This is a genomic window from uncultured Algibacter sp. (assembly GCF_947490405.1).
In the GTDB taxonomy this organism is placed as follows: domain Bacteria; phylum Bacteroidota; class Bacteroidia; order Flavobacteriales; family Flavobacteriaceae; genus Algibacter_B.
In genome coordinates this window covers 254784-274919 of record NZ_CANLGU010000005.1, presented here as the reverse complement: position 1 = coordinate 274919, position 20136 = coordinate 254784, and the positions used below count along the sequence as shown (strand labels likewise).

14 protein-coding genes are annotated in these 20136 nt (G+C 34.9%); 7 read left to right on the top strand and 7 right to left on the bottom strand.

Annotated features, from left to right (window positions below):
• The first annotated feature begins 127 nt into the window (after positions 1 to 127).
• The 3 genes from pflB to Q0772_RS12685 are packed head-to-tail and all read left to right on the top strand — an operon-like array spanning position 128 to position 4489.
• A complete protein-coding gene (gene pflB / locus Q0772_RS12695; protein ID WP_298345374.1) occupies positions 128 to 2353 on the top strand; it encodes a formate C-acetyltransferase in 2226 nt (741 codons plus the stop codon).
• 30 nt (positions 2354 to 2383) lie between these two features.
• Complete coding sequence (pflA, locus tag Q0772_RS12690) at positions 2384 to 3184, top strand: pyruvate formate-lyase-activating protein (protein ID WP_298345371.1); 801 nt, start codon at positions 2384 to 2386, stop codon at positions 3182 to 3184.
• A 36-nt stretch (positions 3185 to 3220) separates the two neighbouring features.
• Positions 3221 to 4489 carry an OFA family MFS transporter gene (locus Q0772_RS12685; protein ID WP_298345368.1) on the top strand — a complete coding sequence of 423 codons (1269 nt, stop codon included), beginning with the start codon at positions 3221 to 3223 and terminating at the stop codon, positions 4487 to 4489.
• 79 nt (positions 4490 to 4568) lie between these two features.
• On the opposite strand, the gene purL is transcribed toward Q0772_RS12685, so the two are convergent.
• The 7 genes from purL to Q0772_RS12650 all read right to left on the bottom strand — a co-directional run bounded on the left by purL (position 4569) and on the right by Q0772_RS12650 (position 16336).
• Entirely contained in the window at positions 4569 to 8225 is a 3657-nt protein-coding gene (gene purL, locus Q0772_RS12680) for a phosphoribosylformylglycinamidine synthase (protein ID WP_298345365.1), read from the bottom strand.
• Positions 8226 to 8341: 116 nt separating this feature from the next.
• Positions 8342 to 10966 (bottom strand): glucosidase, encoded by a 2625-nt coding sequence (locus tag Q0772_RS12675; protein WP_298345362.1) that lies wholly within the window; start codon positions 10964 to 10966, stop codon positions 8342 to 8344.
• Positions 10967 to 11925: 959 nt separating this feature from the next.
• On the bottom strand, positions 11926 to 12795 hold the full coding sequence (locus Q0772_RS12670) for a carboxypeptidase-like regulatory domain-containing protein (RefSeq protein WP_298345359.1): 870 nt from the start codon (positions 12793 to 12795) through the stop codon (positions 11926 to 11928).
• A gap of 275 nt (positions 12796 to 13070) precedes the next feature.
• A complete protein-coding gene (locus tag Q0772_RS12665) occupies positions 13071 to 13409 on the bottom strand; it encodes a hypothetical protein (protein ID WP_298345356.1) in 339 nt (112 codons plus the stop codon).
• Positions 13410 to 13773: 364 nt separating this feature from the next.
• On the bottom strand, positions 13774 to 14328 hold the full coding sequence (locus Q0772_RS12660) for a porin family protein (RefSeq protein ID WP_298345353.1): 555 nt from the start codon (positions 14326 to 14328) through the stop codon (positions 13774 to 13776).
• A 223-nt stretch (positions 14329 to 14551) separates the two neighbouring features.
• Complete coding sequence (locus tag Q0772_RS12655) at positions 14552 to 15085, bottom strand: hypothetical protein (protein WP_298345351.1); 534 nt, start codon at positions 15083 to 15085, stop codon at positions 14552 to 14554.
• A 36-nt stretch (positions 15086 to 15121) separates the two neighbouring features.
• Positions 15122 to 16336, bottom strand: a complete 1215-nt coding sequence (locus Q0772_RS12650; RefSeq protein WP_298345348.1) for a methyltransferase domain-containing protein — start codon at positions 16334 to 16336, stop codon at positions 15122 to 15124.
• Between the two features lie 643 nt (positions 16337 to 16979).
• On the opposite strand from Q0772_RS12650, the gene Q0772_RS12645 reads away from it, so the two are divergent.
• The 4 genes from Q0772_RS12645 to Q0772_RS12630 all read left to right on the top strand — a co-directional run bounded on the left by Q0772_RS12645 (position 16980) and on the right by Q0772_RS12630 (position 20045).
• Entirely contained in the window at positions 16980 to 17558 is a 579-nt protein-coding gene (locus Q0772_RS12645) for an RNA polymerase sigma factor (RefSeq protein ID WP_298345346.1), read from the top strand.
• A gap of 38 nt (positions 17559 to 17596) precedes the next feature.
• The gene (locus tag Q0772_RS12640) at positions 17597 to 17920 is read left to right on the top strand and encodes a hypothetical protein (protein WP_298345342.1); all 324 of its coding nucleotides are present in this window, start codon (positions 17597 to 17599) and stop codon (positions 17918 to 17920) included.
• A 2-nt stretch (positions 17921 to 17922) separates the two neighbouring features.
• On the top strand, positions 17923 to 18459 hold the full coding sequence (locus Q0772_RS12635) for a hypothetical protein (RefSeq protein WP_298345339.1): 537 nt from the start codon (positions 17923 to 17925) through the stop codon (positions 18457 to 18459).
• 125 nt (positions 18460 to 18584) lie between these two features.
• The gene (locus Q0772_RS12630) at positions 18585 to 20045 is read left to right on the top strand and encodes a CotH kinase family protein (protein WP_298345336.1); all 1461 of its coding nucleotides are present in this window, start codon (positions 18585 to 18587) and stop codon (positions 20043 to 20045) included.
• Positions 20046 to 20136 lie beyond the last annotated feature (91 nt).

Sequence of the window (20136 nt, the reverse complement as noted above, 5' to 3'; positions counted from 1 at the left end):
TCCAAGTTGAAAAAATATTCATTTTCAGTGGTTTACTGACAATTGTCATAATTTATCATCTATTCTGTTTTTACTTTTGGATAGTCAAGTACTGACTAAAATTTTACAAAATATAAAATATATAGAGATGGAAGTAAAAGCATTTAAACCTGGAATTTGGATTGAAAAAATTGATGTAAGAGATTTTGTGTATAATAACGTTACACCTTATTATGGAACAGATGGGTTTTTAGTAGGCCCAAGTTTAAGAACAGAGCGCTTATGGGATATCTGTAAGGCAGCAACTAAAGAAGAGCGTCAAAATAACGGTGTTAGATCTTTGGATACGAACACTATTTCTACCGTAAGCGCATTTAACGCAGGATATATTGATGAAGCAAATGAAGTGATTGTTGGTTTACAAACCGACGAATTGTTGAAACGTACCATGAAGCCTTTTGGAGGTTTTAAAGTGGTGCAAAAGGCTTTAGCAGAACAAGGCGTAAAACCTAATGATAATTTAACCGAATTATTTTCTAAATATGTAAAAACTCATAATGATGGTGTGTTTTCTGCTTACAATGCTGAAATTAAAAAATTCCGTTCTTTAGGGTTTTTAACAGGTTTACCAGATAACTATGCTCGTGGTAGAGTTATTGGAGATTACCGTCGTGTAGCACTATATGGTATTAACGCTTTAATTGAAGCTAAGAAAAAAGATTTAGCAAATATTACAGGACCAATGACGGATGCTGTAATTCGTTTGCGTGAGGAAGTTTCAGATCAAATTAAAGCATTAAAAGACATGATTGTTTTAGGTTCTAAATATGATTTAGATCTAACTCGTCCTGCTGAAAATGCTAGAGAAGCTGTACAATGGACTTACATGGGGTATTTGGCAGCTGTAAAAGAGCAAGATGGTGCAGCGATGTCACTTGGTAATGTTTCTACTTTCCTTGATATTTATATTGAGAATGATTTACAAGAAGGTTTAATTACTGAAGAAGAAGCTCAAGAATTTATCGACCAATTTGTGATGAAATTGCGTATGGTACGTCATTTAAGAATGAGTGCTTACGATGAGATTTTTGCTGGCGATCCAACATGGGTTACAGAAGCTATTGGCGGTATGTTTGATGATGGAAGAACTAAGGTGACAAAAACCTCTTTCCGTTTCTTAAATACATTATACAACTTAGGGCCTTCGCCAGAACCAAATATGACAATTCTTTGGTCTAAAGAGTTGCCTCAAAACTTCAAGGATTTTTGTGCAAAAGTGGCAATCGATACTTCTTCAATCCAATTTGAAAATGATGAAATGATGAGAACCAATCGAGGTTCTGATGATTACGGTATTGCGTGTTGTGTGTCTTACCAAGCTCTGGGAAAGTCAATTCAATTCTTTGGCGCACGTACCAACTTAGCAAAAACCTTATTGTTAGCTATAAACGGAGGACGATGCGAGATTACTGGTACGCAAATGGTGGAAGGTATTGAACCATGTAATTGTGAGGTTTTAGATTTTGATAAAGTCATGGCAAACTTCAAAATTGCCATGAAAGAGGTTGCAAGAGTATATAATGATTCTATGAATATTATCCACTACATGCACGATAAGTACTATTACGAAAAAGCACAAATGGCTTTAATTGATACTAATCCAGAAATTAATATTGCTTATGGTATTGCAGGATTATCAATTGTAGCAGATTCACTTTCAGCTATTAAATATGCTAAGGTAAAACCAATTAGAAATGAGGAAGGTTTAACGGTCGATTTTAAAATTGAAGGGGAGTTCCCATGTTATGGTAATGATGATGACAGAGTTGATGTTTTAGCAGCAAAAGCTGTTGCTGATTTTAATGATGAATTGAAAAAGTTATCTGTATATAAAAACGCAGAACCAACGATGTCTGTATTAACCATTACCTCAAATGTGGTTTACGGTAAGAAAACTGGCGCTACACCAGATGGAAGATCTAAAGGCATACCTTTTGCACCAGGCGCAAACCCAATGCATGGTAGAGATTCTCATGGTGCTATTGCTTCTTTAAACTCTGTTGCTAAAATAGATTATAAAGATTCACAAGATGGGATTTCAAATACCTTCTCTATAGTTCCTAAATCATTAGGAACCAATGAAGAAGAAAGAATTGAAAATCTTGCATGTATCTTGGATGGCTATTTTTCTAAAAATGCCCAACATGTTAATGTGAATGTCTTGGACAAAGAAACATTACTTGACGCTATGGATCACCCAGAAGAATACCCACAGTTAACCATTAGAGTTTCAGGATACGCAGTAAACTTTGTGAGATTAACTAGAGAACAGCAAATGGAAGTGATTACTAGATCATTCCACGAATCTATCTAAACTCTATATATTTTGTAAGCATCTGAAAAAATGAAGTATATAAGCTTCTTTTTTCAGATGCTAATTTTAAAACCTAAAGTTATCCAGCACAAATACAACATATTACGAGTTCATTCTATAGAATCCTTTGGCACACATGATGGTCCAGGAGTACGAATGGTGATTTTTTTACAAGGCTGTAAATTAAAATGCTTGTATTGCCACAATCCAGATACTATAGATACCCATGGCGGTAAGGAATATCAGATTGAAGAATTAGTACAAATGGCCATAAAGGAGAAACCTTATTTTGGAAAAAAAGGAGGTGTAACCGTTTCTGGAGGAGAGCCTTTATTACAATCAAAAGAATTGGTGCCGCTTTTTAAAAGATTAAAAGAAGAAGGTATTCATACAAATCTTGATACCAATGGTCGCTTACTCAATCATTTTTCTGAAGAGTTATTGGATGAGTATACTGATTTGGTGATGCTTGATGTAAAACACATGACTGAAAAAGGCTATCAATATATTACTGGGCAGAAAAACAAAGACACCACTTTCAATTTTGCAAAGTATAGAGAGACTTCAGGGAAACCTATGTGGTTGCGTTATGTGCTCATCCCAGAAATAACGAATAAACCAGAATTATTACATCAAATGGGAGAGTATTTTAAAGATTACAAAACCATTGAGAAAATTGAAATTCAACCTTATCACAAATTAGGTGTTCATAAATGGGCTGCTTTAGGTTGGGACTATAAATTAAAGGATGCAAGAGAAAATACACCAGAAGAGATTGATGCAGCTGTTGAAATATTACAACAGTATTTTAAAGAAGTTAGAGTAAATTAATGAGTATAGCGAGAGCGATCTCAAACAATGAATATTATGAGTACACAAAAACTAAAAAACCGTTGGTTAATTGCTGCATCTGCAGTGGGAATACATATTTCAATTGGATCAGTTTATGCCTATTCGGTTATGACTAATCCTGTTAAAGATATTTTTGATGTTGATGGAAGCGTTATAAAATGGGCTTTTAAAATAGCTATTTTACTATTGGGTTTATCAGCAGCGTTTTTGGGAAGATGGGTGGAAAAAGTTGGCCCCAAAGTAAGTGGTACAACAGCTGGTATATTTTACGGCGTTGGTATTTTGGGTTCAGGACTAGCTGTTCAATTAGAATCCTTATGGTTATTCTATTTATGTTATGGCGTTATTGGAGGTATTGGATTAGGTTTAGGTTATATAACGCCAGTAAGTACTTTGGTAAAATGGTTTCCAGACAGACGTGGTTTAGCTACAGGAATGGCTATTATGGGCTTTGGTTTTGCAGCTTTAATTTTTGGACCTGTAATGCAATCCTTGTTTGAATCAGTAGGTGTTTCAAACGCATTTTACATTTTAGGATTGATTTATATGGTACTTATTTTATCTTCTGCAAGATATATTGAAAGACCACCAGAAGGTTATTTACCAGATGGTTTTAAACCTGGAGAAGGGAAAACCATTAAGAAAGATATGGCAAACATTACGGCTAATGAAGCCTTAAAGACACCACGTTTTTATTATATCTGGGTGATGATGTTTATTAATATAGCATGTGGTATCGCTATTATTTCTGCAGCAAGCCCTATGATGCAAGAAAAGCTAAATTATAGCCCCATGGAAGCCGCAGCAATTGTTGGGTTAATAGGTGTGTTTAATGGCTTGGGTAGAATCATGTGGTCTACACTATCAGATTATCTTGGGCGAGCAAATACTTATATCATTTTCTTTGCATTTCAAATTTTAGCATTTTATTTCTTGCCACAAATATCAATGGAATTAGCCTTCTTAATTGTGTTATTTACGGTAATAACCATGTATGGTGGAGGTTTTGCAACCCTACCAGCATTTTTAGGAGACTTATTTGGCACAAAACAATTAGGTGCTATTCACGGTATGGTATTAGCTGCGTGGGGATTAGCAGGCGTTGTTGGTCCAACCATTTACGATATGGTTAAAACAGCTACTGGATCTCTGGATACAACCTTGAAAGTATTTGCAGGCTTATTTATAATAGCATTTTTAGTATCGTTACTAATGAAGCGTACCGTAGTAAAAGCTTATCAAAAAAAAGATAAAAACGTTAATAAGAAATTAAAGTTCGCTTAGCGTTGCGAGTTTTATGATTGATTGATTTGTCATTAATTAGTAAGTAACCCTAAAACATGTGATATGTTTTGGGGTTACTTTATTTCTGTTCAATCCATTTTCTGGCATTCACAAAAGCTTCTAGCCAAGGCGAAACGTCATCTTTTCTACTATCAGGGTAGTTTGCCCAATTCCATTGGAATGTAGAACGCTCAATATGTGGCATCGTTACCAAGTGTCTTCCAGTTTTATCACTCATCATGGCGGTATTAAAATCTGAACCATTAGGATTATGAGGATAGCCTTCGTAACCATATTTAGCAACAATGTGATATTGGTCTTCACTATAAGGTAGATTAAATTTACCTTCACCATGCGAAATCCAAACTCCTAATGTAGTGCCTGCAAGTGTTGAAAGCATTACCGAATTATTCTCTTGAATTTTTACTGAAGTAAACGAACTTTCGTGTTTTTGTGACTCATTATGATGCATTTTACCATGAACTTCATGGTCTGGATTGATGAGGTCTAATTCCATCCAAAGTTGACACCCATTACAAATCCCTACAGATAATGTATCTTCTCTAGCAAAGAAGTTGTCAATAACAGCTTTTGCTTTATCATTATATTTTATAGCACCAGCCCAACCTTTTGCGGAACCTAAAACATCAGAGTTTGAGAAACCACCAACTGCTCCTAAAAACTGAATATCTTCTAAGGTTTCACGACCAGAAATTAAATCGGTCATGTGTACATCTTTTACATCAAAACCAGCTAAGTACATAGCATTTGCCATTTCACGTTCAGAGTTTGAACCTTTTTCACGAAGTATGGCAGCCTTTGGTCTATAACTTCCAGTTACAGGTAATTTACCCGTAAAATGTTTTGGGAAAGTATATTGTAAAGGTTGATTTTTATAATTATCAAAACGGTCTTGTGCTAAACCATTCGCTGTTTGTTTTTGGTCTAATAAAAACGATGTTTTGTACCAAACATCACGCAATCTTGAAACGGTTAAAGTAAATACATCAGTATTGTTAATGATGCTTAACGTATCGCTTTCAGTAACGTTTCCTATGTTGAAAAACTCAATATTAGCATCAGTTAAGATGTTTTCAATTGAACTGTCTTTCGCCTGAATTACAATACCAGAATTTTCAGAAAATAATAGTTTAACAGAATCACTTTCATTTAATGCAGAAAGATCTAATGCGGCACCTAAATTCGTGTCAGCAAAACAAAGTTCTAATAACGTAGTAATTAAACCACCAGAAGCCACATCGTGTCCGGCAATAATTTGCTCATTCTGTATTAATTCTTGAATGGTATTAAAAACGGTTTTAACATACCCAGCATCTTTTACGTTAGGTGCATCGTTTCCAATTTTATTCAGTACTTGCGCAAAAGAGCTTCCACCTAACTTAAAATCATCTTGAGAGATATTTATGTAATAAATACCGCCACCATTTTTCTTAAAAACAGGTTCAACTACTTTAGAAATAGCGTTACAATTGGCTGCTGCAGAAATAATAACGGTTCCAGGAGAAATCACATCCTCATTAGGATATTTTTGTTTCATGGAAAGCGAATCCTTTCCAGTAGGCACATTAATACCTAAGTCAATCGAGAATTCTGAAATAGCTTCAACAGCCTCATATAATCTAGCATCTTCCCCTTCATTTTTACAAGGCCACATCCAGTTTGCAGATAACGATACCGATTGTAAACCATCTTTTAAAGGCGCCCAAATGATATTAGTCAAGGCCTCGGTAATAGAATTTCTACTCCCAGCTACAGGATTAATCAATCCAGAAATAGGCGAGTGCCCAATAGACGTAGCAATACCTTCTTTTCCTTTATAATCTAAAGCCATAACGCCAACATTGTTTAGAGGTATTTGTAACGCGCCAACACATTGTTGTTTGGCTACTTTACCACCAACACAACGGTCTACTTTGTTAGTTAACCAGTCTTTACAAGCCACGGCTTCTAGTTGTAACACCTGGTCTAAATAGTCATGGAAATTATCAGAATTATAAGCAACATCAGCATAATTACGCTGAATCGTTTGGTCTGTCATCACCGTTTTTGGCGAACTTCCAAACATGTCTTCCATAGCTAAATCCATAGGTTTGTTACCTTTAGTTTTAGACTGAAACGTAAAACGATCATCACCAGTAACATCACCAACGGTATACATTGGCGAACGCTCACGGTCTGCAATTTTATTAAGTGTTTCTAAGTGTTTTTCGCTAATAACCAATCCCATACGTTCCTGAGATTCGTTACCTATTATTTCTTTATCAGATAGGGTAGGATCGCCAACAGGTAAAGCATCTAAATCAATTTTTCCGCCCGTATCTTCAACGAGTTCAGATAAACAATTTAAATGGCCTCCGGCACCATGATCGTGAATAGAAACGATAAAGTTTTCATCACTTTCTACCATACCGCGTACTGCATTGGCAGCACGTTTTTGCATTTCTGGGTTAGAACGTTGTACTGCGTTTAATTCAATTCCAGAGGCAAATTCACCAGTATCAGCCGATGATACCGCTGCACCACCCATACCAATACGGTAATTTTCACCACCAAGAATTACTATTTTATCACCCGTTTTTGGGGTGTCTTTTAAAGCTTGATTTGCTTTGCCGTAGCCAATACCACCGGCTTGCATAATCACTTTGTCAAACCCTAATTTTCTAGCATCTTCTTCATGCTCAAAAGTTAATACCGAACCACAGATTAATGGTTGCCCAAATTTGTTACCAAAGTCTGATGCACCGTTCGATGCTTTTATTAAAATATCCATTGGTGTTTGGTATAACCAATCACGTTCTTTAACACCTTTTTCCCAAGGTCTATTTTCTTCCAAACGAGAATAGGATGTTATATAAACAGCAGTTCCTGCTAAAGGTAAAGAGCCTTTTCCACCAGCAAGTCTATCTCTAATTTCGCCACCAGAGCCCGTTGCAGCACCGTTAAAAGGCTCAACAGTAGTAGGGAAGTTGTGTGTTTCTGCTTTCAAAGAAATTACAGAATCAAAATCTTCAGTAGTGTAATAATCAGGAACATCGGCGCGCTTTGGTGCAAACTGTTCTACTTTTGGCCCTTTAATAAAAGCCACATTATCTTTATATGCCGAAACAATATCGTTCGGGTTTTGTTTTGATGTTTCTTTAATTAATTTGAATAACGATGTTGATTTCTCTTCACCATCAATTACAAACGTACCATTAAATATTTTATGGCGACAATGCTCAGAATTCACCTGAGAGAATCCAAACACTTCACTATCAGTTAACGGACGCCCAATTTTCTTAGCAACACCTTCCAAATACGCCACTTCTTCATCGCTTAACGATAAACCTTCCTGCACGTTATACGCTGCTATATCCTCAATATCAAGAATAGATTCTGGTGTAATGTCAATCGTAAAAGAGCTTTGGTTCAAGCCCTTAAATTTCTCCGAAATCATCGGGTCAAAATCCTTAAAATTTTCAGCAACAACTTTAAATTCTTCTATTCGAATTATATCAGAAACACCCATGTTTTGGGTGATTTCAACCGCATTGGTACTCCAAGGTGTAATCATTGCAGCACGAGGGCCAACAAAAAAAGCATCCAAAGATGCTTGCTCAATTTTAGGCTGGTTGCCAAAAAGCCATGTTAATTTCGAGATGGTTTCGGTTGATAATTCTTTTGTTGTTTGAACAGCAAATACCTTGCTATTTACGTTTCCAAAGAAATGAATCATTATGTTCGGTTTGTGTGTTTAAAGAAAGTGCAAAAATACACTTTTTTAACGATTTGATATGGCTTTTTTCAGGAAAGCAGACACTCTTATTAACAGTATTTCAACAAATGAATTAATTAGTCATCCGCATCCATTTCCATAATTAAATTGGCAATTAGCGCTGTCCAACCAGTTTGGTGGGAAGCTCCTAGGCCTTTACCATTATCCCCATCAAAAAATTCATAAAAAAGATGTAAATCTTTAAAATGTTCTTCTTTAGTAAAATGCTTACCTGTATTATCAGAATGGTATTGGAATTTACCATCCTCATTAGCCTCAAACAATTTCACCAACCGTTTTGTAAGCTCGTTGGCAATCTGTTTAAGATTCAATTTTTTACCAGACCCAGTTGGAAATTCATATTGGTACTCATCGCCGTAAAATGTGTAATACTTTCGTAACGACTGAATAATCATGTAATTAAGCGGCATCCAAATAGGTCCGCGCCAGTTAGAGTTTCCTCCAAACATATTTGATTGACTTTCGCCAGATTCGTACTGAATTTGATGATGCCCATGATGTTGAAATACAAACGGGTGTTTTTCATGGTATTTAGACAACGACCGAATTCCGTAATCAGATAAGAATTCATCCTCATCCAACAAGCGTTTCAATAAATGTTCTAACCTAAAACCACGCATAATGGCAAATAGGTAATTCCCATCTTCATTAGGTGCATTTAAATTGGTAATTAACGACGCCAAATCAGGACGTGTTCTTATAATTTTATTTGCTCTATGTCTAAAATCTTCTAATTCTTCAAAGAGGTCTTTGTGCATAATCTCAGCAGCAAACATTGGAATAACCCCTACCAGAGATCTAACCTTCAGGCGATCGGTAGCACCAGAATCCATTTCAACAACATCATAGTAAAAGTTGTCTTCATCATCCCAAAGCGAAATATCTTTTTTCCCAATGTGGTGCATTGCCCAAGCAATATTTAAGAAATGCCTAAAGAATTTTGCGGCAGATTCCTCGTATATTTTATTGGTTTTTGCCAACTCGAAAGACATGCGCAGCATATTAAGCGAGAACATCGCCATCCAACTAGTAGCATCAGATTGTTGCATTCTGGCAATTCCAGGAGGCATATGGTTTCTATCAAAAACCCCAATATTATCCAATCCTAAAAATCCACCTTCAAATAAATCGGTGCCGTTGGTATCTTTTTGGTTTACCCACCAGGTAAAATTGATTAGTAGTTTTTGGAAGGCTTTTTCTAAAAATTCAATATCGCCTTCACCCGTATTGTTTTTATCCTTTTCGTAAACATTCCAAACCGCATACGAGTGTACAGGCGGGTTTACATCACTAAAATTCCATTCGTAAGCAGGAATTTGTCCGTTAGGATGCATGTAATTTTCTTTTAAAACCAAAAGCAATTGTTCTTTGGCAAAAAACGGATCTATTTCTACAAACGATGCCATATGAAAAGCCAAATCCCAAGCCGCATACCACGGGTATTCCCATTTATCAGGCATAGAAATTACATGCCTATTTGTTAAATGTTGCCAATTGTAATTTCGCATGTTAGACCTATGGGGTTTCGCTTCACCAGGACCACCAAAAAGCCATTTATGCACATCGTTATAGTAAAACTGTTTGGTCCATAATAAACCAGAAAACGCACTTTTAGCAATCGCTTGGTGGGTTTCTGGAATATCAGACTTAATGGTTTCATGGTAGAATGCCTCACATTCGGTAATTCTATCATGAAAAATGGCATCAAAATCTGCCCAAGGATTATCCAGTTTCGTTTTACTTAAACGCACTCTTATCGTTTTTTCCTCGCCAGCCTTCAAATTAAATTTGTGCCAAACAGCCATTTTCGAGCCGCTTTTTTTCGGGTTTACCGTTGGTTTACCATCAACAACATGGTCGTTAATACCATCTTTAACATAAGGCACATCATTTTTAAAATTGTAAATACGCTTATTGTTGGTTTCGTTATCGCAAAATAACTGCTCGCCGTTTTCATTATAAAAATAGTAGTTCCCATTTCTCTTACTTTTAGTAAGCACAGCACTATCAGAAACCGATTTAATCGTTGGGCGCGAGTGGCGCGTATTATGTTTCCAGAAATTACGAAACCAAAGGTGTGGCAACACATGAATTTCAGCAGCAGTATCACCACGGTTTACCACCGTAACTTTCATTAAAATATCCTCAATATCAGCTTTAGCATATTCAATATAACAATCAAAATACGCGTTGTTTTTAAACGCAGGTGTATCTAATAATTCGTATTCAGGTTGGTCCCTACCTGTTCGGTTTCTATTAACCAAATCGCCATACGGAAACGCATCATGCGGGTATTTATAAAGATATTTGCTGTAGGAGTGTGTTGGTGAAGATACCTGATGAAAATACAATTCCTTAACATCCTCTCCGTGGTTACCTTGGTTGTTAGTTAACCCAAACAAACGCTCCTTTAAAATGGTGTCTTTACCATTCCAAAATGCAGGCGCTAAACATAAAATTTCTTTATTATCGGTAAAGCCAGCAATCCCTTCTTCTCCCCAGCGGTAGGCGTTACTTCGTGCTTTTTCGTGGTCTATAAACTCCCAAGATTCACCGTGTTCACTATAATCCTCGCGTACAGTTCCCCACTGCCTTTCGGCTAAATACGGGCCCCATTTTTTCCATGTTTTATAAGTGTCTTCAACAGCTAAACGTTGTGCTTCAATACCTTTTTGAATCATATATGTTATAAATAAAAAAATGCAATTTACTAGTAACTCTGTGCAACACAATCATGCACTGTTAAGTACTTGTGTTTTTAGAGTTTAGAGCAAAAATAATGTTAATTGTTAAGAAAAGGTAAAGACCTTTTAAAGTATTAACTGATTGATTTTTTTGAAGCCTTACTTTACGATTTCTATCAAAAAAAGGCTTGAAAATTACAGAACTGATAGTCTTAAAACAACACTCACTCAGAAATAGAGAGTAATTTTAGTTATTTGGGCGTTACCCGAAAAGGGTCGGGCTTTCCGCTATATCTTTTTTAAATGTCATTGCGAGGAGTGAGCGACGTGGCAATCCGTTTAAGCTTAGTTTTAAGTATTAATTTCTGGTGTTTTTCAAAAAAAGGATGCCGCTGCAATCCCTAACGCAACCTATTTGCTAAGGTGTTTTCTCTGCGATAGGTAGTTTTTATTTTTTGTATATCCGGTTGCGACTCATTTGAGTAAGCACGATTTACTTATTTTTATTTTTTTCGACTGAGCAAAAGTTCGAAGCAAAAGTTGAGTGTTGCTTTAGTCAGTTTTGAGTTCCGTAATATTTGTTAAAATCAATTTATAAACCTTTCCCAATTAATATTGTTCCTTAAAAACTTGTAAATCGACGGAATTAATATAATTAAGAATAAAGCTAATAGACCTACTTTTTCATTGAAAAAGTAAGTCAACAATGCATAAGGTAGGAATATCAAAAACGAACCAATTAATAGGGTTAAAATAATTTGAATGATTCCAATTAAAATTCCAATCAATTCTTTCTTATCCATTTTTAGGAGCAATTGTTTACAACCATGTAATATATAAAGTTACGGGTTTGTGTGCGAGGATTTTCCAAGAAAAATCAGATGTTACAAATACGCACTAACCCTTGATTAAGCATAAAACTAAGCATTGTTTTTATACATTGTTGTAAGCAGATTTTATTCACACATTGCATTCAAATAAAAACTCAAATTTTGTCCTCCTTTATTCCAACTGTCCATTGCTTTTTCCCTGAAATAGGCTGTGTGTGTTGGTGAACTTGCAGTTGAAATGGCAAAATATTTACTCTTTTCATTTGCTTTTACACTTTCAAGCCATTGAATTGTTACTGCAACATCTTCGATTTCTTTGTTAAAATGAATTTCATAAGGTTCTAAATCAACTGTAAACCAACCAACAAAGTTGTCTTTTATTTCGAATACAATGTTCTTTTGAACTATCAAACCTGTAGGAAGTCCGTCTTTAATTTTATAAAAGTTTACCCTAAATTTTAATGATTTGAAATCATTTGAAGTTATATTAAAATTCAAATCTTTGATATGGCAATTTCGTCTCATTTTAAATTTCATCCCTCTTTCTTTACTCAAACGATCATCGACATCCTTTTCATAATATGAGTAAAAATTCGAGTGCATTAATCCAAGTCCTTTTGATGTCCTTCCAATTTTTTTAGATTTTAGTTTTATCTTTTTTGAACTCACAACGACTTCATCTAATTGCATATTTATTGGATGAAGTAAAATCGGTTCTTTTATTTTATTTAGTTCCGATACCAAATATTTTTCGCTTTTAAAACCAATGTATGAAAAAACAATAGTGTCTTTTGATGATACTTTGTCATTTAATGAAAGCTTGAATAATCCATTATTATTAGAAACTGTTCCTACCGTTTTGTTTTTAATTCCAATATTAACATAGGAGAGAGGTTCATTATTCTCGAAATCCCAAACTTTTCCAGTTATTGTTTTTTCTTGAGAATGAACAATTATACTTATAATAACGGATATTATAGAGAAGAAAATTTTCATAAAAATCGCCGATTTTTGTTTAGTTAGCAATGTTAAAAAATCAGAAATAATTTTTAGTTAAGAATTTAATAATTGGGAAAATCTTAAGATTTAGATACTAAATTTGTTGATTTTGAAGCTGTTCTTAAATTGCTTAGAACGTGCTTGTATAAGAATAGTGCGTAGTTTGGGTGCGAGGATTTTCCGAAGGAAAATCAGAATCTAGAAAACGGGCAACTAACATTGGTTTAGCTAAAAATTGCAATTTTTTTTATACGGTGTTAGCAAACGTTTTTTTAATCAGGATAATAACCCCATTTTTCACTTCTATGATAGTAGGAATGAGTCGTACCCTTAGTTCCTATATAATATTGGAGCACGAAGTCTTTCGAATCCATATCATAAGAAAAATTATCTGTTAATTGGTGATTTTCAAAATTGTAATCAGAAATACTCTCAGGAAATTCTCCGTTTTCTTTTTGGTAACGATAAATATATTCAACTAACATTGAAGATTCTTTTTTTAATTCGACCCATTTAGTAACTAAGAAAATCTGATAAGGAATTAATATTAAACCAATTATTAATCCAATCATGAAAGAGATAGTTTTAATTCTATATAGATATAATATCAACGGTATAATATTTAGAGATAGAATTAAAATACAAAAGAATTGTTTGACTTCTCCTAAAGTATAGTAAGCATAGCAGCACGCTACTATTTCTAAAAGGAATAGAGTTAATAGAATTAGTTTGAAATTCAGGTCATTTTTTTTCTTTAGTTCCGATTTCATATTAATGTTTGCCAACTCGTTATATAATAACTTTTATGTTTCATATCCCGTAAACTTATCAGGATATAACAAGTCTATGTTACAGTTATCTCGTAAATATAATTAATTTTTCCTACGAATAAATCAAAAAAATCCTGATAGTTTTCTATCAGGATTTTTAATAATGCTCATATGAAGAAGTTATAAAATTGAAACTTCTTGAGTGTTAAAAAAAGTAACCCACACTTAATTGGAATACGCCATTTTTATTTGTTGTACCACCCACATCGTTAATATTAGTTAAACCTAAAACATAGCGTGCCGTAAAATTAAGCCCATTATCTAGTTTATAACCAAGACCAAAGTTAACGCCAAAATCTGTTGTTTTAAAAAGGTCTTTATAATCTTGGGTACCGCCTTTAGTAGAGAGTAAAAAACCTATTTGTGGTCCTGTTTCCAGACTCAGTTTTTTTGTAAGATAGTATTTGGCAATTACCGGAATGTTTAAATAGTTTAGTGCTATATTACCCTCAGAAGCAACGCCAGTATCATAGCCTTGTCCAGAGTATAATATTTCGGGCTGCAAAGCAAATTTTTCTGAAATTTTAATTTCGGCCATGGCACCAAAATTAAAAGCAGTTACAGTTTGATCTTTTGAGGTGTTGTCTCCAATAAGTCTGGCAAAGTTTAAACCACCTTTAACTCCAAAGTCAATGTCTTGGGCGTTAACATGCGCTAAACCTAAAATGCTAATAGCTGTTACTAGTAATAGTTTTTTCATTTGTTTTAAATTTTTGATTATTTAAAACAAATCAACCGCTTTTTGTGGGTGTAAAATTCTGTTTATAATAGCTTTAACGTTTTTAACTAGTATTAACAAAAAGGTTTCTTAATTTAAGAAAAGTATTTCTTAAATTTTAGATAAAGTATTATCCTTTAGGGGCTAACAAGAGCTATATAAACCTACTAAAACTAGATTTGAGAGTAGATATATTTTTGTTTTTTTAGAGGAGGCGATAAGTAACAGAAACTAATTTATATTCACTAGGTTGAGGGATGTTTGGTAATATTGGATACTCTTTATCAAGAGTAAAAGTACAACTAGAGTTTGCTGAAATTTCGTTACAACGTGAAGTAGCATCTTGTTGATAGCTTGAAGAAAACGCAATACCATCAGCTTCAATCCTTAAAATAGGAAGCCCTTTTGCAATAAAGTTATTGTTATTATTTAATTTTATTTCAAATTGGACTTTACTGGTGTTATTTCCAGTGTCTGGCGTATAATTGAAACTGATTACATCGTAGGTGAAATTTTCTAATTCACTTCCTTCAACTGCGTTAGGGTCAACTAACTCTGGTTCAGGAAAATCACAGGGAACTTCTTGTGTAATTTCAGGTATGAAAGTTGTGCCTGAAGCTCCAGATATAGTTTGTTCATGTTGAACAATGATATCTTTTTTACACTCATCTTTAGAAGAACAACTAAATAAAATTGATAAAGCAGCTATTGAAAATATATGCTTTGAAAATCGTATCATGATAAATATTTTTAAATTATTTAATTGGTATTGAAATTATGCTTTACGCTCCATTAACGCCATATAAAACCCATCATAACCATTTTCGTGAGCTAGAATTTTTTTGTCTTTTACCAACTCAAAATTTGCCCCACCTTCAGATTTTAAAAAGGCTTTTACTTGATCTTGATTTTCTGATGGTAAGACTGAACAGGTTGCGTAAACTAATTTACCGCCTGCTTTTACCATTCTAGAATATTGTTGCAACACCTCTTGTTGGGTTACTCTAATGTTATCTATAAACTCAGGTTCTAGTTTCCATTTAGCGTCTGGATTTCTGCGTAAAACACCTAACCCTGAACATGGCGCGTCTATTAAAACCCGGTCGGCCTTATTGTATAATTTTTTGATTGGTTTTGTAGAATCAATCACTTTTAAATCGACGTTGTGTACACCGTTTCTGCGTGCTCTTACTTTTAGTTTTTTAAGTTTACTCTCGTAGATATCCATAGCCACAATTTGCCCTTTGTTTTCCATTAAAGAAGCTATGTGTAGTGTTTTTCCGCCTGCGCCTGCACAGGTATCTACGACCTTCATACCAGGCGCTACGTCTAGAAAATCGGCCACCAATTGCGAGGAGGCATCTTGCACCTCAAAATAGCCTTTTTTAAAGGCATCAGTTACAAACACATTAGCACGTTCTACTAATTTTAATGCAGAGTCATAACCTTTTATGAATTCGGTTTCTATACCTGCATCAGCTAAAATGTTTTGTAAATTTTCCTTGGTGGTTTTAAGGGTGTTGGTTCTTAAAATAACTTCTGCTTGTTGGTTTTGCATTGCTATTTCTTTGGTCCATTTGGTTTCGCCTAATTCGGCTAAACCTATTTCGTCCATCCAATCTGGAATGGATTCTCTTAATTTTCTAACTTTCGAGAGTTCATCAAAACGCCCTTTAATTTTACGTAATGGTGTGTTTTCAAAATATTTCCAGTCTGGTAATTTGATGCCTTTTAGTGTTGCCCAAACGGCAAACATGCGCCACAAGTTATCACGATCAAAAGGTTCTTTTACTTCTGCTATTTCTGCGTATAGACGTTTCCAGCGTACGATGTCGTATGTGGTTTCTGCTACGAAGCCTCTGTCTCGTGCGCCCCAACGTTTGTCTCGCTTTAGGAGTTGTTGAATCACTTTATCGGCGTATTTGCCTTCGTTAAAGATTTGGGTTAATCCGTCTATAACGGCGAAGCAAAGGTTTCTGTGTAATCGCATGGTGTTTTATTGAGGGTGCAAAGGTACGTTTTAATGTTGAATTTTTGATTTTTTTAGTGTTTATAAATGATTGATTTTTAGGTTGAAATTTGGTTGTTTGTCATGTCGACGATAGGAGACATCTCATATTATTGCTCAGTAATTTAATATCTCGCTGACGCTCGATTATTGCATTTTCTATTACGTTCATTTTGGCTTGATCCAAAACGAACCAAAAGATCACACCCAAGCCGAGGAATTTTTTAGTTTTTTAGAAAAACTAAAAACCGATTTAAAAACTCCGCGTCGGACTGTGTCCTCCTGTTCTCGGAGCTTTTAAATCTATTCTGCGCCTTGGGGGTTCAATTCTTTGAATTGATTAGGGTGTTGATTTTTTTTGCTGGGTTCGTTTTAATTCTATTTGTTATTTCTTTACATTGCTTACTCTTGCGGATTGGGTTTGACTTTGGATTAAGAAACTGCTTTTGCAGACTTGCCCGCGTTAAGGATTGCAGTGGATAGCCCACAGCCCGACGTAGGAGGTGCGAGGACTTGTAACGGAAAGCCTGACCCTTTAGGGTAACGCCAAAAAAAAAAATATTTTGGAGTGTGCAAGTTTTAATTTTTTTAGACATCTAAACCTCTGGAGGTTTAATTTACATATTTGACGGAAAACGAATTTATAACGGGATTGCGAAACCATAATGCGAATGCGTATGGGAGGTTGCTGGATGATTTTCAGCAGAAGGTGTTTGCGACCTGTATATCGTTTGTGCCCAACAAAGAGGATGCAGAGGATATTGCGCAGGAGGTGTTTGTGGAGGTGTTTAATTCGATTGGGAAGTTTAAAGGCAATTCGACATTATCGACGTGGATTTACCGCATTACAACCAATAAGTGTTTGGAATTTATTAGGAAGCGTAACACGAAAAAGCGGTTTGGGTTTATGCAATCGATTTTAGGGAACGCGATTCCTGTGGATAAGACAAGCTATTTTACAGAGATGAATCATCCGGGGGCTATTTTGGAGAATAAGGAGCGGAGCGAAACTTTGTTTTACGCGATTAACCAGTTGCCCGAAGCACAAAAAGTGGTGTTTACTTTGCATAAAGTAGACGGGAAAAGTTACCAAGAGATTAGTGATATTACGGAAAAGAGTTTGAGTTCGGTAGAGTCTTTAATGTTTCGGGCGAAAAAGAATTTACAGAAGCTTTTAGAGAATTTTTATAAAAATGAAAACTAGCGCAAGTTTTTAAAACTTGCGGCATCTAAATATTTGACATGGACAGAGATAGAAACATACAAAGCCAAATTAACGAGACCTTAAATGTTTTAGATAACATGGAAACGGTTAATGTATCGCCTTTTTTTAAGGATAAAACTATGAACGTTTTGTTTGCTGAAAAAGTTGAGATGAAAAATACGGCATGGACTTGGTTTACGCCTAAATTGCAACTAGCTACTTTGGCTTGTGTGGTGATTTTGAATGTGTTTGCGTTTACAAAACTTGAAGCGGCATCGACATACGAGGAGAATGTAACTGAGTTTGCTTCGTCTTACGGTTTATCAACTAATGATGAGGATACTTCAATTTTAAATAATTAATTATGCAAAAAAATTTACCCTTATATATTTTATTGCTCTTTTTGATTGTGGTGAATGCTTTCTTTCTCTACAATTACCTAGGAAGCAATGAGAAAGTAGACCAACCAGAGGCACGGAAACCTCCTGGTGCTTTTTTGGTTAAAGAGCTTGGTTTTGATGATACCCAAAAGGAGGAATTTAGAGTTTTAACCCGAACGCATCGTAGAACCATGCGAGGTATTTCGGATGAGATTAGAGTGTTGAAAGATGAGCTTTTTAGTGGATTATCTGATGCTACTTTGGATGCTGCAAATACAGATTCTATAGCTGCTTTAATTGGTAAAAAGGAAGCTGCGAAAGATTTAGAAGTATTGCGCCATTTTAAACAGGTACAGAAATTATGTAATACCAAACAAAAGGAAAAATTTAGTAAAATAATTAATGATGCGCTTAGGCGCGGTGGCAGGGAACAAGGGCCACCAAGAGGAGGAAGACCAAATGGAGATAGGCCGCCAAGGCCAGATGGCCCTCGAGGAGATAGACCACCGCCAAATCATTAAATGATTAACAGCATTTAGACCTTCAAAAATATTGAAGGTTTTTTTTGTGAATTTTTTAACAAGAAGCATCACAAGTTTAAAAAAATACGAGCATCTAAACATTTATAACAATAAAAACTAAAGATATGAAGATGGTTAATTTATTTAAAGTAATGGTGAAAACATGGTTACTAGTATTTTGTTTAGTAGCGCATATAGCATGTAGTAATGACGATGCTACAACAGAAGAAATTATTGTTGAGGTAGAAGAGGAGGAAGAGGAGCATGAAGAAGTTGTAATTGATGATACAGATTTTGAAGCCACAGACTGGACTACAGAAACGCATACTAAAGATATAGATCCTAATTTTGATGAAGTATTTCAGGATAATGCTGTGAAAAGGCTAGATATAGTAATTACAGAAGCACGTTGGCAAAGTATGTTAGATGATATGACTAGTAATTATGGCACTTTTGGTTCTGGTGGAGGAGAACCTGGAGGTGGCGGTTTAATTGAAACCGATGAAGATCCAATATTTGTGCCTGCTGAGGTGTTTTATGGCGGTAAACAATGGTATCGTGTTGGTGTTCGTTTTAAAGGAAATTCTAGTTTGCAGTCTAGTTGGAGAAACGGTATTTTAAAGCTATCATTCAAATTAGATTTTGATGAATTTGAAGATGATTACCCGCAGATAAAAAACCAACGTTTTTATGGCTTTAAGAAGTTTAGTCTTAAAAATAATTTTGATGATAGGTCTATGCTACGTGAAAAAGTAGCTGGTGATGTATTTAGGAATTCTGGATTAGTAGGTTCGCATACAGCATTTTATACACTTTATGTGGATTATGGAGATGGTCCTAAGTACTTTGGATTTTATACATTGGTTGAAGAGGTAGATGGCAGTGTTTTAGATACACAATTTACAAGTGATGATGGTAATTTATATAAACCTGATGGTGATGCAGCGAGTTTTGCTGCTGGAACTTATAATGAAGATGAATATGTGAAGAAAACTAATGAGGATGACACAGATTTCTCAGATGTAAAGGCATTATTAGCAGCCATCAATGATGATATTAGAACCACTGAAGCAACTACTTGGAGAGCCAATTTAGAATCTATTTTTGATACGGATGTTTTTTTAAAATATTTAGCTGCCAATACAATTATTCAAAACTGGGATACCTATGGGCGTATGACACATAATTATTATTTATATAATAACCCAGAAACAAACAAATTAATATGGATTCCATGGGATAATAATGAGGCACTTCAAGAAGGAAAACGACAAGGGGCTGCTAATTTGGATTTTTCGAATATTTCTTCTGCACAGTGGCCTTTAATTGGCTATTTGTACCAAGATAAGGTCTATAAAGCTAAATATGATGCGTATTTACAAGAAGTGATTGATGGTCCTTTTAACGACAGTAGTATACAAACACTTTACGATTCTTATGCCGCTCTTGTGGAGACTTATGCAACATCAGAAGTAGATGGTTATACATTTTTAAATTCTAGTGCTGATTTTCAAACAGCGATTAATCAGTTAAAAAGTCATGTGATTTCTCGAAATTCTGCAGTAAATACATATCTGAATGAATAGATAATAATTTGATTGAGTTGGTTTTTTAAAAGCTTCGTTTAAATCGAAGCTTTTTTATTTCAAAACACAAGTTTTTATCTAATAAAGCATC

What these genes read in the sequence shown, in the direction of transcription:
- pflB (WP_298345374.1), top strand. Translation starts at nt 128, where the DNA reads ATGGAAGTAAAAGCATTTAAACCTGGAATTTGGATTGAAAAAATTGAT.
- pflA (WP_298345371.1), top strand. Translation starts at nt 2,384, where the DNA reads ATGAAGTATATAAGCTTCTTTTTTCAGATGCTAATTTTAAAACCTAAA.
- Q0772_RS12685 (WP_298345368.1), top strand. Translation starts at nt 3,221, where the DNA reads ATGAGTACACAAAAACTAAAAAACCGTTGGTTAATTGCTGCATCTGCA.
- purL (WP_298345365.1), bottom strand. Translation starts at nt 8,225, where the DNA reads ATGATTCATTTCTTTGGAAACGTAAATAGCAAGGTATTTGCTGTTCAA.
- Q0772_RS12675 (WP_298345362.1), bottom strand. Translation starts at nt 10,966, where the DNA reads ATGATTCAAAAAGGTATTGAAGCACAACGTTTAGCTGTTGAAGACACT.
- Q0772_RS12670 (WP_298345359.1), bottom strand. Translation starts at nt 12,795, where the DNA reads ATGAAAATTTTCTTCTCTATAATATCCGTTATTATAAGTATAATTGTT.
- Q0772_RS12660 (WP_298345353.1), bottom strand. Translation starts at nt 14,328, where the DNA reads ATGAAAAAACTATTACTAGTAACAGCTATTAGCATTTTAGGTTTAGCG.
- Q0772_RS12655 (WP_298345351.1), bottom strand. Translation starts at nt 15,085, where the DNA reads ATGATACGATTTTCAAAGCATATATTTTCAATAGCTGCTTTATCAATT.
- Q0772_RS12650 (WP_298345348.1), bottom strand. Translation starts at nt 16,336, where the DNA reads ATGCGATTACACAGAAACCTTTGCTTCGCCGTTATAGACGGATTAACC.
- Q0772_RS12640 (WP_298345342.1), top strand. Translation starts at nt 17,597, where the DNA reads ATGGACAGAGATAGAAACATACAAAGCCAAATTAACGAGACCTTAAAT.
- Q0772_RS12635 (WP_298345339.1), top strand. Translation starts at nt 17,923, where the DNA reads ATGCAAAAAAATTTACCCTTATATATTTTATTGCTCTTTTTGATTGTG.
- Q0772_RS12630 (WP_298345336.1), top strand. Translation starts at nt 18,585, where the DNA reads ATGAAGATGGTTAATTTATTTAAAGTAATGGTGAAAACATGGTTACTA.